Annotated in this window: 14 protein-coding genes and 1 tRNA gene; 5 read left to right on the top strand and 10 right to left on the bottom strand. The window is 65.0% G+C overall.

What is annotated here, in order from left to right:
• The first annotated feature begins 84 nt into the window (after window positions 1-84).
• Both LXM88_RS16650 and LXM88_RS16655 read left to right on the top strand, forming a co-directional pair.
• On the top strand, window positions 85-1,452 hold the full coding sequence (locus LXM88_RS16650; protein WP_262534430.1) for an MFS transporter: 1,368 nt from the start codon (window positions 85-87) through the stop codon (window positions 1,450-1,452).
• Window positions 1,439-2,488, top strand: coding sequence for a lactonase family protein (locus LXM88_RS16655; RefSeq protein WP_262534432.1), 1,050 nt, complete (start codon window positions 1,439-1,441; stop codon window positions 2,486-2,488). Before LXM88_RS16650 ends, LXM88_RS16655 begins: the two co-directional genes overlap by 14 nt.
• Before the next feature lie 45 nt (window positions 2,489-2,533).
• Here LXM88_RS16655 and LXM88_RS16660 read toward each other — a convergent pair whose 3' ends face one another.
• The gene (locus tag LXM88_RS16660; protein ID WP_262534434.1) at window positions 2,534-3,571 is read right to left on the bottom strand and encodes an AraC family transcriptional regulator; all 1,038 of its coding nucleotides are present in this window, start codon (window positions 3,569-3,571) and stop codon (window positions 2,534-2,536) included.
• 226 nt (window positions 3,572-3,797) lie between these two features.
• Here LXM88_RS16660 and LXM88_RS16665 point away from each other — a divergent pair, with 226 nt between their 5' ends.
• On the top strand, window positions 3,798-4,907 hold the full coding sequence (locus LXM88_RS16665; RefSeq protein ID WP_262534436.1) for a fatty acid desaturase: 1,110 nt from the start codon (window positions 3,798-3,800) through the stop codon (window positions 4,905-4,907).
• Window positions 4,908-4,931: 24 nt separating this feature from the next.
• Here LXM88_RS16665 and LXM88_RS16670 read toward each other — a convergent pair whose 3' ends face one another.
• The 8 genes from LXM88_RS16670 to LXM88_RS16705 form a co-directional block, all read right to left on the bottom strand.
• Entirely contained in the window at window positions 4,932-5,552 is a 621-nt protein-coding gene (locus LXM88_RS16670; RefSeq protein ID WP_262534437.1) for an HAD family hydrolase, read from the bottom strand.
• A gap of 136 nt (window positions 5,553-5,688) precedes the next feature.
• Window positions 5,689-6,555 (bottom strand): hypothetical protein, encoded by an 867-nt coding sequence (locus LXM88_RS16675; protein ID WP_262534439.1) that lies wholly within the window; start codon window positions 6,553-6,555, stop codon window positions 5,689-5,691.
• A gap of 51 nt (window positions 6,556-6,606) precedes the next feature.
• On the bottom strand, window positions 6,607-7,263 hold the full coding sequence (locus LXM88_RS16680) for a TerD family protein (RefSeq protein ID WP_262534442.1): 657 nt from the start codon (window positions 7,261-7,263) through the stop codon (window positions 6,607-6,609).
• A 92-nt stretch (window positions 7,264-7,355) separates the two neighbouring features.
• Window positions 7,356-8,372 (bottom strand): DUF475 domain-containing protein, encoded by a 1,017-nt coding sequence (locus LXM88_RS16685; protein WP_262534444.1) that lies wholly within the window; start codon window positions 8,370-8,372, stop codon window positions 7,356-7,358.
• A gap of 44 nt (window positions 8,373-8,416) precedes the next feature.
• Complete coding sequence (locus LXM88_RS16690; RefSeq protein ID WP_262534446.1) at window positions 8,417-9,157, bottom strand: VWA domain-containing protein; 741 nt, start codon at window positions 9,155-9,157, stop codon at window positions 8,417-8,419.
• A 10-nt stretch (window positions 9,158-9,167) separates the two neighbouring features.
• Window positions 9,168-10,256, bottom strand: coding sequence for a toxic anion resistance protein (locus LXM88_RS16695; RefSeq protein WP_262534449.1), 1,089 nt, complete (start codon window positions 10,254-10,256; stop codon window positions 9,168-9,170).
• A 356-nt stretch (window positions 10,257-10,612) separates the two neighbouring features.
• The gene (locus LXM88_RS16700) at window positions 10,613-11,029 is read right to left on the bottom strand and encodes a hypothetical protein (protein ID WP_262534451.1); all 417 of its coding nucleotides are present in this window, start codon (window positions 11,027-11,029) and stop codon (window positions 10,613-10,615) included.
• 45 nt (window positions 11,030-11,074) lie between these two features.
• Window positions 11,075-11,704 (bottom strand): LysE family translocator, encoded by a 630-nt coding sequence (locus LXM88_RS16705; protein WP_262534453.1) that lies wholly within the window; start codon window positions 11,702-11,704, stop codon window positions 11,075-11,077.
• Between the two features lie 336 nt (window positions 11,705-12,040).
• Here LXM88_RS16705 and LXM88_RS16710 point away from each other — a divergent pair.
• A tRNA-Ser gene (locus tag LXM88_RS16710) sits at window positions 12,041-12,131 on the top strand.
• Window positions 12,132-12,199: 68 nt separating this feature from the next.
• Here the strand turns inward: LXM88_RS16710 and LXM88_RS16715 are convergent.
• On the bottom strand, window positions 12,200-12,451 hold the full coding sequence (locus LXM88_RS16715) for a hypothetical protein (RefSeq protein ID WP_262534455.1): 252 nt from the start codon (window positions 12,449-12,451) through the stop codon (window positions 12,200-12,202).
• An 865-nt stretch (window positions 12,452-13,316) separates the two neighbouring features.
• Here LXM88_RS16715 and LXM88_RS16720 point away from each other — a divergent pair.
• Window positions 13,317-14,015 (top strand): hypothetical protein, encoded by a 699-nt coding sequence (locus LXM88_RS16720; RefSeq protein ID WP_262534457.1) that lies wholly within the window; start codon window positions 13,317-13,319, stop codon window positions 14,013-14,015.
• Window positions 14,016-14,026: the final 11 nt, after the last annotated feature.

The raw sequence follows: 14,026 nt of genomic DNA on the forward strand, positions 1-14,026 counted from the left end.
GTCATACGACGACATACTACATAAACCGCCACCCAGACGCCGACGCGGGCTGCCGCCCCGTCCGCCGCCCGACCGGAGACACCGTTGAACCCGCCCTCGCCCGCCCTGCCCGGCCGCGACCCGCTCGCGTCCGCCGTCTCGAAAGTGAAGTGGCACGTGCTGCCGCTCGTGCTGATCATGTTCATCGCGAACTACATCGACCGCGTGAACGTCGGTTTCGTCGATCGGCATCTCGAAGCGTCGATCGGCATCGGCGCGGCCGCGTACGGGCTCGGCGCCGGGCTGTTCTTCGTCGGATATGCGCTGTTCGAGGTACCGTCGAACCTGCTGATGCAGCGCTACGGCGCACGCGTGTGGCTAGCGCGGATCATGGCGACGTGGGGCATCGTCGCGGCCGCGATGGCGTTCGTGTGGAACGACACGTCGTTCTACGTGCTGCGCTTCCTGCTCGGCGCGGCCGAGGCCGGCTTCTTCCCCGGCGTCGTGCTGTACCTGTCGCAATGGCTGCCGCCGCAGGAGCGCGGCAAGGCGATGGCGATCTTCCTCGGCGGCTCCGCGTTCGCGTCGGTACTGTCCGGGCCCGTCACCGGCGCACTGCTGTCGATCCACGGCTTCGGCCTCGAAGGCTGGCAATGGATGTTCCTGATCGAAGGGCTGTTCTCGGTCGTGCTGTGCGGCGCGAGCTGGCTGCTGCTGAAATCGCACATCCGCGACGCGACGTGGCTCACGGCCGACGAACGCGCGGCGCTCGAAACGGCGCTCGATGCGGAACGCGCGGCGCGCGACGTGCGCTCGAACGTACCCGTGCGCGCCACCGCGCTGCTGCGCGATCCGCAGATCATGCTGTTCTGCTTCCTGTACTTCTCGATCCAGCTGACGATCTACGCGGCCACGTTCTGGCTGCCGACGATCATCCGCAAGATGGGCGGCCTCACCGATTTCCAGGTCGGCCTGTACAACACGATTCCGTGGATGATCGCGATCGGCGCGATGTACGGCTTCGCGGTACTGTCGTCGAAGTGGAAGCATCCGCAACGCTGGCTCGCAGTCGCGTTCGTGCTCGCCGCATGCGGGCTGTTCGCGTCGACGTCGCACGATCCCGTGTGGTCGTTCGCGTCGATCTGCTTCGCCGCGTTGGGCTTCAAGGCCGCGTCGTCGCTGTTCTGGCCGATCCCGCAAGGTTATCTCGACACGCGCGTGGTCGCGGCCGTGATCGCGCTGATCAACTCCGTCGGCAACCTCGGCGGCTTCGTCGCGCCGACGGCCTTCGGCTATCTGAAGCAACATACGGGTTCGATCACGGGCGGGCTGTATGCGCTCGCGATCGCGTCCCTCGTCGCCGCGGTCGCCGCGCTGTTCGCGCGCACGCACCGGCGCAGCGATCCGCCGCGCGGCCTGCCGGCCGACGAGTCCTTCACGAACGCTACGATGCTCCGCCATGCCGAACACTGACCGCCTGACCGTCGTCGTCTCGAATGCCGCCGACGGCGACCTCGCCACGTTCTCCCTCGCGGTCGACGGCACGCTCGCACCGCTCGCCCGCTACCCGGCCGCCGACGTCGCGATGCCGATCGCCGTGCAGGCCGACCGCGCACGGCTCTACGTCGCGACGCGCGGCGAGCAGCCGACGATCGTCGCGTTCCGCGTCGCCACGGCCACCGGCGCGCTCGCGCGCATCGGCACGACCGCCATCGACGCGAGCCACGCGTACCTGTCGCTCGACCGCAGCGGCCGCTGGCTGCTCGGCGCGTCGTACGGCGGGAATTCGCTGAGCCTCTACGACGCCGCGCGCGTGCGCGACGGCGACGGTACGCCGCTGCAGGTGGCCGGCGGCATCGCGAACGCGCATGCGGTGATCGTGTCGCCGGACAATCGTTTCGCGTACGTCAGTTCGCTCGGCTCGGACCGCGTGTTCAGCTTCGCGCTCGTCGAGGATGCGGCCGGCCTGCGTTTGGTCGAACACGGCGAGTCGCGCGTGCCGGCCGGCTTCGGCCCGCGTCACCTGCGATTCGCGTGCGACGGCCGCGCGCTCATTGTCGTCAGCGAATTCCAGGGCACGCTCGCCACCTTCACGCGCGATCCCGACAGCGGCCGCCTCGGCGACGCGCACGCGAGCGCGCGTCACCCGGCCGTCGCCGGGCTTGCGCAAGGCCATGCGCGTCCGCCCGCGCCCGCCGAACCTTCGGTGTGGGCCGCCGACCTGCATCTGACGCCCGACGAGCGTTTCGCGTATGTCAGCGAACGCACGTCGAGCCAACTGCTCTGCTATCGCCGCACCGCCGACGGCACGTTCGAGCCCGCGCACGCGACGGCCACCGAGACACAGCCGCGCGGGTTCGCGATCGATCCGTCGGGGCGCTGGCTCGTCGCGTGCGGCGAGCAGTCCGAACATGTGTCGGTCTATGCGATCGCACCGGATGACGGCGCGCTGTTGCCGCACGCGCGCGTGCCGGGCGGGCGCGGCGCGAACTGGGTCGCGATCGTCTGACGAAGCAACGCCGGGCGTGCTGCAACAGCCGGTTCGAACCGAGGCTCAGCGCCGCTCGCTCGGCGCAACACCCGTCCAGCGCTTGAACGCGCGCGTGAAGTTGGCGCGGTCCGTATAACCGACACGCGCCGCGATCTCGTCGACCGGCAAGCGCGTGCCCTCGAGCAGCCGCAGCGCGTCGCGCAGCCGGATCTCGTCGAGCAGTGCCGAATAGGTCGCGCCGTATTCGGCGAGCTTGCGCTTGAGCGTGCGCGCCGATACATGCAGTTCGCGCGCGACGTCGTCGACCGACGGATATCCGCCATCGCCGCAGATCAGCAGGTTGCGCACGCGTTCGACGACGCTCTCCGCATAACCGAGCCGCGCAAGTTCTGCCTCGCATTGCTGGACGATCATCTGCGCGGTCTGCGCGTTCGCGGTGCCGATCGGCTCGTCGAGCAGCGCGGCGTCGCAGCGGATGCGGTTCGCGCTTGCATCGAAATGGCAGCGCGGCAGCCGCGCGCGATAACGCTCGAACCACGGCGGCTCGGGCCATGCGAAGTGGAGTTCGGCGCGCGACTGCAGCGTGCGCCCCGGCGTCGGATACAGCAGCGAATTGAACAGGATCGCGGTCTCGACCAGGAAGTTCTCGACTGCGAACTGACGAAGTCGGCCAAGCGGAAACGCTTCGAGCACGTCGATGTCGACGATCCCGTCGAGTTGTGCGAGCCGCACCGAGAAGAACGGCACGCGCGTCGGCAGGTAACGGATGCCGAGCCCTATCGCCTCGCCGAGCGTCGCGCAACTCATCAGCCCGAAGCCGATCAGCCCCGCTTTCGTCAGACTGCTGCGCAGGCCGATCTCGATCGCGATCGACGGGTCGTCCGTCGCGTCGAGCAGGTTGAACACGATCGCCGCCTGTTGCAGCGGCGTGATGCGCGCATCGGGCTGCGCGAGCCGCTCGCGCTCGACGCCCGAGCCCGCGAGAATACGGCCGCCATCGATGCCGCGCTCCTCGGCCAGCATCAGCATGAACAGCGCATACGCGGACGACACCGTCGCCTTGTTCAACTGGCGCGCGGCATCCGGGACGGACAGGGCCATGCGGCGGACTCCGGAGCGGTTTCGGCGGATTGTAGCGTCGCTGGCCCGCAATGACACCGCAGCGGCACTCTAGCCGCGCGGCGCAACATCGAGCGCCCGTGCGTCCGCCATCATGGCCCGAAATGACACCACCATTGGCATCGGCGGCCCTCGCGTGCGCTGCGGCGCACGCCTATGCTTGTGACATCGGCATAACGCCCCACTCTTTCCGCACGGATTCCGGTCGATGAGCCAACCTGCACGAACCGCCTTTCGCCACGACGCAGACAAGGTCGCGTACGTACGCCGCGAGGTCAACGCCGCGAGCGATGCGATCCGCGCGCGCTTTCCGCTGCTCGACAACCAGAACCTCGTCGGCGCGACCGTGATGGCCGTGTCGGTCGCCGCGATGCTCGCGATCGCGTGGCTGTATGCGCGCGGCACGATCGCGTGGTACGTCGCGCTGCCGCTCGCCGCGTTCGTCACGTCGCTGATTCACGAGCTCGAGCACGACCTGATCCACCTGATGTACTTCAAGAAAACGCCGTGGGCCTATCACCTGATGATGGCACTGTGCTGGCTCACGCGGCCCGGCACGATCAACCCGTGGACGCGGCGGCGCATGCATCTGCATCACCACAAGGTGTCGGGCGGCGAATCGGATCTGGAGGAATTCGGCATCACCAACGGCGAGCGCTGGGGCGTGAAGCGCCTGCTGATGATCGCGGACGGGATGCTCTCCGTCGTGCTGCGGCCGGCCGCGATGCGCCGCAAGGTGAAGCAGTATGTGGCCGCGCAGCCGGTGCAGGATCCGGCCGAGCGCATGCAGTTGCGCGTCGAGCAGGTGTCGTCGTACATGCCGGTCGGTCACGTGTATTACGCGCTGTGGCACGCGTTCATCGTCTATCACGTCGGCCTGTTCGCGCTGCATGCGTTCGGCCATACAGTGACGGTGCCGGCCCTCGTCGAGCGTGCGATGAGTGTCGTCGATTTTCTCGCGGTGGTATGGCTCGGGCCGAACTTCGTGCGCAGCTTCTGCATCAACTTCGTCAGCTCGAACATGCATTACTTCGGTGACATCGATTCGCGCAACGTGATCCAGCAGACGCAGGTGCTCAACCCGTGGTGGATGCTGCCGTTCCAGTTGTTCTGCTTCAATTTCGGCAGCACGCACGCGATCCATCACTTCGTGGTGCGCGATCCGTTCTATATCCGGCAACTGACCGCGCGAACCGCGCATGCGGCGCTGCGCGAAGTGGGCGTGCGCTTCAACGACGTCGGCACGTTTGCGCGTGCGAATCGCTGGGGTGCTTATCGCTCGTCTCACGGCACGCGCAACGCGCAGGCCGACGCGTAATACCGGCGTCGGCAGCGCGCCGCATCAATCGCCGATCGGCGGCATCGCCCCCTGCCCGCGGATCCACGACCAGTTCGCGAGTTCGGCCATTTCCTTGTCGCCGCGGCTGTCGCCATACGCGAACAACTGCTTCGGCGGCCGGTTGCCCCACCACCCGCGCAGCCGCACGACCTTCTGCGGCCCCCAGCAGTTCTCGCCGTCGAGCCGCCCGGCGAACGTGCCGCGCTCGAACGCAAGCCGCGTTGCGAGCACCGCATCGAAGCCGGCCGTCTTCGCCCACTTCTCCAGATACAGCGACGGCGACGCGCTGACCAGCACGACTTCATGCCCGCGCGCCTGATGCTCGCGAATGCGCTCAAGCATTTCCGGACGCACGAAGCGCGGCAGGTACGTGTCGACGAACATGCGCGCCTGCGCGTCGAGCGCGTCCTCGCGCACCGGCCCGAACGCGAACGACGCGAACTTCGCCTTCGCGTCGCCACGCGACAGCAGCCCGGCCTTCATCGCGACGATCCACGGCAGCGCGCGCAGCCCGGCCCACGCGAAGCGCGGCGTGCCGACCGCATAGCGGACGAAATGGCGGAAGCTGTCGGTGGTCGTGATGGTGCCGTCGAAATCGAATGCGGCGACGATGCGGTCAGTCATGGAGAATCGGCGGGAAAGCGATGAGATGCCCGGGAAGATAGCAGACTCGCGGCAGTACGCGCGAAATGGTGCGACGTCGCATGGTCCGGGCAACGACCACGAGCGCCGAAGCGCGCGTGGTCGTCGTGACGTTCGCTCAGCGCTGCGGCCGCGCCGCCAGCGCCGCCGGCAGCACGACGTTCATCAGGTGGTCGGCGCGCGACAGCAGGTCGGTCACGCGCTCGTCGAGCCCGCGCAGTTGCGCGGGCTGCATCCTGATCTGCTGGACGGCCTGCCCGACGATGTTGCGGCGGTCGAACAGCGTGCGCTCGACGCCCGCATCGTCCGGCACGCGCACGACGTCCGCCACCGCACTCAGCGCAGCGAGCACGACCACGAGGTTTTCTTCCGCATGGCGGACCTTCGCGGCAAGCTCCTCGGTCCGGCGCGGGAAGAAGCTGAGCGACTGCTTGAGCGCGCCGAGCGCCGCACGGTAGTCGACGTGGCCAGCCGCCGCGCCGAACCAGCGTTCGAACATGCCGGCCTTGCGCGTCGCCTGCGCGAGCATGCCGGCCATCATGTCGGCCGCGCCGAGTTCGTTGAATTCGCGCGTCGTCGCCGCGACGGCTTCGACGAGGTTGCCCGCCGTCTCCAGCGCGCCATCGCCGATCGTTGCGACCGTCGCGAGCTTGAGCGGCACCAGTTGCCGGATGTGCCGCTCGATGCGCGGCGCATAGTCGGGATAGAGATTCGGGAAGCTGCCCTGCGCGGCGCGGAAGCACGATTCGAGCAGCGGGTGGTTCGATTCGCCGAACACCGCGCGTCCGACCGCATCGGCGGGCGCCGTGTGCGCGGATTTTTCGGGCGCCGGCCCGAGGTCGAGCGCCTGCGGCGCCGGTCGCTCCGGCGCACGCGCGACAGGCACACCAGCAGCAGCCGGCGCGTCGAACGCAAGACGCCCGGGCGTGCGCTCGGGCGTCGTATCGAACTCGAGCCGCTTCGGCTCGTCGGACGGATTCGTCATCGCTGCATCCTGCCCGGCGCGGCGGTTATCCGCACGCCGGGCTGTCGCCAGTCAGACCGCGCCGCCGTACGCGCGCACGAAGTCGCCGAGGCCACGGTTGTAGCCGGCGCCGACCGCCTTGAACATGAAGTGGCCGTCGCGGCGATAGAAGCTGCCGACCTGCACCGACGTCTCCATCGAGAAGTCTTCCTCGAGCGCGTACTTCGCGATCACCGCGCCCGACACCTCGTCGGCGATCTGGATATAGCTGTTGCGGACCTGCCCGAAATTCTGGCGGCGCGCTTCGGCCTGGTCGATCGTCACGACCACCGAGATTTCCTCGACGTCGGCCGCAAGCTTCGTCATGTCGATGAAGATCACTTCGTCGTCGCCGCCGCCGCTGCCCGTGCGGTTGTCGCCGCTATGCACGACGCCCATGCACTTCGACGCCGGCATCCCGCGCTTCGGGAAATCGTCGCCCGGCTGGATGAAGGTTTCCTGGCGGTCCATCGTGCGCACTTCGCTGTTGTAGAACACGAAGTGCTGATCGGAGATCAGCTTCGGGTTGGTCTGCGCATCGTACTTGCACAGGAACACCGACACGTCGAGATCGAAATCCGTGCCCGTGTCCGTCGCGTTCGCGTCCCAACCGAGACCGATGCGGAATTTCTGCGTGCCGGGCGCTTCCTTCGACAGGTTGACGCGACCGCCTTTCGACAAATTGATCATCTGAACCTCTTCTGCTGGAACCGCCTTTGCGCCGGCGGCAATGCCGGGCCGCCCTGCGCGGCCCCTCGTTGATGGTTTCCGTGCCGCGTGTATTACTTGCCCGCCATCGCGGTCCGCTCTTCCTTGCGTTGCACGACGATCGACGACCACACGGCCGCCGCGATCATCGCCGCGCCGATCAGGCCCGTGACGACTTCGGGGACCTCGAACTTCACGCCGAGGAACATGATCGTTGCGAGCGCACCGATCGCCCAGAACGCACCGTGTTCGAGAAAGCGATATTGCGCGAGCGTGCCCTTCTTCAGCAGCACGAGCGTCATCTCCCGGATGTAGGCCGCGCCGACGCCAAGGCCGAGCGCGATCAGGAAGATGTTGTTCGACAGCGCGAACGCACCGATCACGCCGTCGAAGCTGAACGACGAATCGAGCACTTCGAGATACATGAAGCCCGCGACGCCTTCGCGCACCACGCGCGTGCCGGTGTCCTCGCCGCCGACCAGGTCGCCGACGCCGTGCGCGATCACGAAGCCGATCACGCCGAACGCGCCCGCGAGCAGGAAGCTGACCTGCTCGGCCGCCGGCACGTAGAACGACGCGACGATCACGATCGCGAGCGTCAGCGCCACTTCCAGCGCCGTGATGCGGCCGAGATGGCGCATCGGGCCTTCGAGGAAACCGATCCAGTGCTCGTCCTTCTCGGTGTCGAGCATGAACTTGAAGAACACCATCAGCAGGAAAGCGCCGCCGAACGCCGACACCTCGTGATGCGCGGACGTCAGCACCGCCGCGTACTTCTCCGGCGATTCGATCGCGAGCGTCAGCGCGTCCCACAGGCCGATGTGGCCGATCACCGCGACGATCAGCAGCGGGAACACGAGCCGCATGCCGAACACGGCAACCGGCAGGCCGAACACCATGAAGCGGTTGCGCCACTTCTCCGACCAGTTCTTGAGCACCGATGCGTTGACGACCGCGTTGTCGAGCGACAGCGAAATTTCGAGCACACACAGGACCGCGACGATCAGCATGTCCTTCACGCCGCCGAGGAGATAGGCCGCGATCAGCGCGAGCACCGTGAGCGACAGCGGGATCTTGAAGTCTTTCAACATGATGGGAGTAATCGAGTTCTGAAAAATGAGCGTGCGGGCTGCGCTTACTTCGCGCGCACCCAGTCGCAGAATTCCTGCGTGATCAACTGTTCGTAGATCTGTTCGTCGCTGACGTCGAGCGATTCGAGATGCAGGAAGCCGACGTTCGGCATCTCGTCCGCGACTTCCGCGAGGAAGCCGAATTCGTCCGGATCGCCGACGCCGACGAGCGACCAGTACACCGGGAAGTGCTGCGACTCGGCCAGCAACTGGCGCACGCGTTTGCGGTCGTTCTTCGGGTTCTGGCCGTCGGTGACGAACAGCACCCATGCGGGCAGATGGCCGTTCGCCGGTGCGGATGCGGCCGGCGCGGGTGTTTCGTCCGCGCCGCCGAACAGCCGGCTCAGGAAGCCGCGCTTTGCTTCGCGCTTCGGCTCCGGCGCGCGGAAGAAGAAGTCGACGATGTCGTTCATCACCGGCGCGTACTGCGTGCCGCCCCACTTGTCGATCCGCGCTTCGAGCACGTGATCGGAGATGTACGAGCCGTAGTTGTCCGGCGTCGCGGTCGGCAGGCGGTCGTAGCCTTCGGTGAAGGTCCACGTATCGACTTCGCCGTTGTCGTCGAACTTCAGCGCGATGCCGAGGATCCGGTCGTGCGTGTCCTGGATCACGCCCGACTGGTAAAGCGGCTTCGCGGAACCCGAGATGTCGAGCGCCGCGCCGACGCGCACGACGGGCGGCTTCAGGATCTGGCGTTTTTCGAGGACGATCGCGACCTTCGCCGCGCGTTTCTCAAGCGTAATCATGCGGTGTTCCTTAATTGTGCTTCGGAGCGAATCGGGTGATCAGGTCCTGTTCGAGCTGGCGCAGGCGCGGCGCATCCTGCTCGCGCTGGCGCTTGCCGTCGGCGATGATCTGCGTGATGTCGTCGAACGCGCCGAACAGCTGCTGCTGCGCGTATTCGAACGTGTCGGTCGAGATCACCGGGCGCTGGCCGAGCTTCGCGACTTCCTGCGCGTTCTGGCGATTCAGGTCGGCCTGCGCGCGAATCGCCTCGTCGGCCGCGTCGTACGTCGCGTTCGCGAGCGCCGCCGCGCGCTTCGTGCTGAGCTGCTCGAGGTAGAGCGCGAACGCGTTGGTCCACGCGGGGATCAGCACGGTCTTGATCGTCATGAACTTCGACGTCAGCGTGCGTTTCTGGTCCTGCTCCATCCGGATCTGCGGCGCGAGCTGCTTCGACATCAGCATCGCGCGGTCGAGGTCGTCGAGCTTGCTTTCGAGCGCGTCGACCTTGCGCTTCACGTCGAGCAGGCGCTGCGCGCCGAACGCGTCGTCCGCCTGCTGCTGGCCGGCCGCGAGATGCGCGCGCAGCGTCGCGAGCGCCGTTTCGCCGTGCGCCTTCGACTGCGCGAGCTCCTGGTGCAGCGCGTAGTTGTCGTTGTACATCCGCTCGAGCTCGTCGATGCCGGCCTTCTGGCGCTGTGCATGGTTCTCGAGTTCGACGACGAGCGTGTCCATCCGTTTGCTCACCGACTCGTACTGCGACAGCAGCTTCTCCTTGGTCGAGCGGAACAGCCGCGTGACCTGCGTGAGCAGCCCGCCCTTGTCGGCGCCGCGCGGGTCGAGCCCCTTCGCGGTCGCGATCAGTTCGTTGAGCTTGTCGCCGAACCGGTCGGCATCCGACGCGCGGACGCTCGCGAGAATCTGCTGGGAGAAGGCGGCGATCCGCGTGCCCTGCGTCGCGCCGAGCTGGTCGATCTCGTCGACGGTAATCAGGCGCGCGTGCTCCGTCGGCTGTACTGCCGGCACGACGGCTGCGGCAGGCACTGCGACGGGTGTCAAAGACGGGGTGGAAGGACGATCGCTGACCGCATCGGATTTCTTGTCATCGAATAGCGGCTTCATGTGGCTACCACGTTTCCTTTTCTGCTTTTTGCTACGTGTTGTCGTCGCGCGCGCGAGGCACGCATCCGCGATAACCGCCGTGCTCTCTCACGGGCGGCAGACGGACAATAAATGGCTCGGGCGCATTGCGTCAAGGGAATGAATTCTTTCAATTTCCATTCATTTTGTAATGTTTCGCGCGGACGCGATGTCCGAACGTTGCCGCTCCTGCCGCCATGTGCATGGGCCACGCAAGTTCAGGGCGCGTCGAAACTTACAGGTCTGATCAATGCGAAAGAAAAATGAAACCGCCGGCTTGGGCGGATTTCAGACGGCCCGCACGCACGCATGAGGCGCTCGCGGCAGCCGATCGCGCACTACCGATCCCGTACGCGATGCATGCCGAGCCGAGGCAGGATGAACGGCACGGATCGGTTACGAATCGTGAAATCCCAGCGCCCGTCGATATCAACGAACGTCGCGCTGAAATGCCGGTCGTCGGACCATGTAATGTCGTCCAGATGGCACGACGCGTACATCGCGCCGACCGTGCGCTGCGCGCGCAGCTTCAGCGGATCCTTCGACACGAGCGTGAACGTAACGGCTTCCTCGAACGGGCAGTCGTAGTCAGTGACGAGCAGATACGCGGCCGGCGTCTCGAACTGGCGCAGCAACACGTAGCCGGAAACGGCGAGACCGGCGCGCACGCCGCCTACGAGCACGTGCGTGCGTGACGGCCAGGATTCGTACGGACCGTCGTGCGTTTCGAGCGTAAAGCGATCGACCGGTTTCATCGCCGCGCCGGCGTCAGCCTGCCGCTTTCCCCGTGCATCGCCGCGTCAGTTCGCGGTCTTGCGATACAGCGCGACATACCCCGCGAGCATCAGCAGCAGCGACCCGCTGACCCGGTTCAGCCACTTCTCCCCGGCCGCTTTCCATACGCGCACCGAATGCACGCCGAGCAGCGCGTAGCCGGTCATCCCGACGACGTCGATCGCGACGATCGTCGCCGCGAGGATCGCGTATTGCGGCGCGATCGCGTGCGACCGGTCGACGAACTGCGGCAGCAGCGCGGACATGAACAGGTAGTACTTCGGGTTGCTCATCGCGACGAAAAAGCTCTTCAGGAACGCGGTCCGGCGATCGGGCGTGGGGTGCTCGAGTTCCTGCGTCGCGGTGGAACGGCCGCTCGACATCAGCATCCGGATGCCGACATACGCGAGCCACGCCGCGCCGAGCAGCTTCAGCGTCACGAACGCCGTTTCCGACGCGTCGAGCAGCACGCCAAGACCGAGCCCGACCAGCGCGACGAGCACGACATCGGCCGTGACGGCGCCGAGCATGCCGATCATCGCGTGACGCAATCCGTACCGCGAGCCGTTGCTCATAGCAAGCAACACCGTCGGGCCGGGCGTCGCGACGCCGACGGACAGGATCAGGGCAAAGGCAAGCAAGGCGGAGAGCGACATGGCGTAACGTTCATTCTGAAGGGAGCGGTGTGGATGGATTGCATGGTCTTGGTCGGCCACGCGGGTCGAATCCGGCAAGCTCGATTTGTTACGACGAATGCGGACGGGCAATGATCGCACGTTCATTCCGATGCCCGCTCGGTGGCTGCGCAACGTCGGTCCAGGCGCGGGACCGCGCGTAATGTCGCAAACAAGTCGTACTGGTTGTCGACGATCGGCAGGTAGCCGACGCAGGACAATCCGCGGTCGGTGTGGTTGTCGATGACGATGGATTTCTGACCGGCGTGCAAGGGAGTGGCGGGCTGCAGCCAGAGTTTGCTATACTCTCGGTCTTCCGGAGAGATGGATGAGTGGTTTAAGTCGCACGCCTGGAAAGCGTGTATAGGTTAATCGCCTATCGGGGGTTCGAATCCCCCTCTCTCCGCCAGGACACCAGCAAAGACGGGCCTCTCGGCCCGTTTTTCGTTTCTATCCACGCCGGTATCTACACGTCATCTAGTGGCCGTGAGACTGCCCGGGGAAACCAGCTTTGGGTGCGTTGTCTACGAACAACACTCGAGAATCGCCGGCGCTTGAACAGAGAATAAGCCCGAGCGCATACACAACCTCCGCTGGTGGGAAAACGAAGTCGAAAGCGAAATGTCCAAAGGCACGCGTATAGATGTCATGGGCGAGCACATACAGGTAGAGCACGACCATGCATACGGCAAACGCGTAGCCGACCATCCCCAAGGATTTGGTCGTCATCGTTTCCCCGCAACACATTGTTGTTCGGCGTACTGATCCCACCAAGCGACCTGGTTAGCCTCCCTGATGTACTACGAATCGGTGGTACCTGTACCGTGCGCGTTCCGACTGTCGAGTCTATCCAAAATCTCGCTCAATGAGAGTTCCGGGCACTGCTCGTCTGGCTCCAACTCCGGAACTACGAATGGAAAACCGTCGGATGTTACCCAGAATCCGTGCTCGTCCGCGGCATCGAACAAGCGTCGACATCCCCGCACGGTGGACAGTTCGTGAAACACCTCCTCACGCGAACGAAGGCGGTTCGGGTTCATGCTGTGGCGTAGTGAACGATGAATTTATCGACCGGGCGATCGCTAGCCGTGGCGCCCCCCTCCAAGACCGGGTCAACTCGGACGTCGACACCTGACGTAAAGGAGGCCAACTTCGCAATAGCTTGCATAAGTCGTTTCGATAGCTGTTCGTTTGTCGCAGCGCAAACAAACAGCCCCTCTAGGTCTGCACTCTTTGCAAAGAGCATTCCGTCTTCTCGTTTGATCGTTACTTTCACTAACGACGCTCGATCGTGTCCCATGCGCTTCTCCACAGCCCGCCAGCGGCAGGCAAGACGCACTTCCGAATTCACCTAGACTAAGTTAGACAATTCCGGCCGTCTAGGGGGCGTGCTTTATTCTGACTTCGTGATCCATATCAATTTGCAATTTCCCGAAAGACAGGCAAACTTCAGGCCAGACTCCATCGAACATGGCCCTCCGCCATTCGCTCGACTCTGAGTCGATTTGCGAGACCACCTAGTCGTGCTGAGTTGTTGCGATTCTGTAACGTCCCGTGGTGACATGTGGCGATAAATCACAATATAGTAAGCAATATGACAGTCGACAAGTCGCTCAACCTTAAGAGCGGTATCCGGCCAGCGGTTACGGAATGGATATGGCGCGTCGCCAATGGAATAGCCATTACTGCGGCATTCTGTACATGCATCGCGACTTTTGCGCAGGCAAGTGCGATGGTCGCCGGACTACTCAGCCTAGTAACAGCTCTCGCGATGTGTGTCACCTTTGCCGTCGGCCGGATTCGCGAACGAGCGTCGCAAGCTGAACTGGAGAGCGCCCGGCACGAAACGGCACAGCTGCGTGAGCGTACTGCCCCACGCAATCTCACCGACGATCAGCGCGCAGCGCTCATAATGGCTGCCAAAGTCGAGGGGCCACAAAAAATTTGGGTGCCACACGTCGCTAGCGACAACGAAGCCTCCGAGTATGCGAAACAGCTCAGAGATGCCTTCACTGAAGCCGGATGGCATACCGGGTACGCCTCATTTCACGTTGGAACCCCTATGCATGGACTTGTGGTCGGCATGGGACCGCCGTTCACCGACTCACCCGAGTCTAGTGAAATTGAACGAGTACGCAGAGTCCTTGCGACTGCGGGCATTAAATTAACTGTGACGGAGACGTTTCCGCCTCAGTCGCCAGCTTTCGGTTGGAGTCCACACCCGCATCCGGGACCGAACGCAGCGGTTTTGCTTGCCGGATCGAAGCCACCGGCAAGCGAGTTTGCTGAATAGTCGAGGCGGCT

The sequence above is a fragment of the Burkholderia sp. S-53 genome (genome assembly GCF_025560745.1).
GTDB classification, from domain to species: domain Bacteria; phylum Pseudomonadota; class Gammaproteobacteria; order Burkholderiales; family Burkholderiaceae; genus Burkholderia; species Burkholderia pyrrocinia.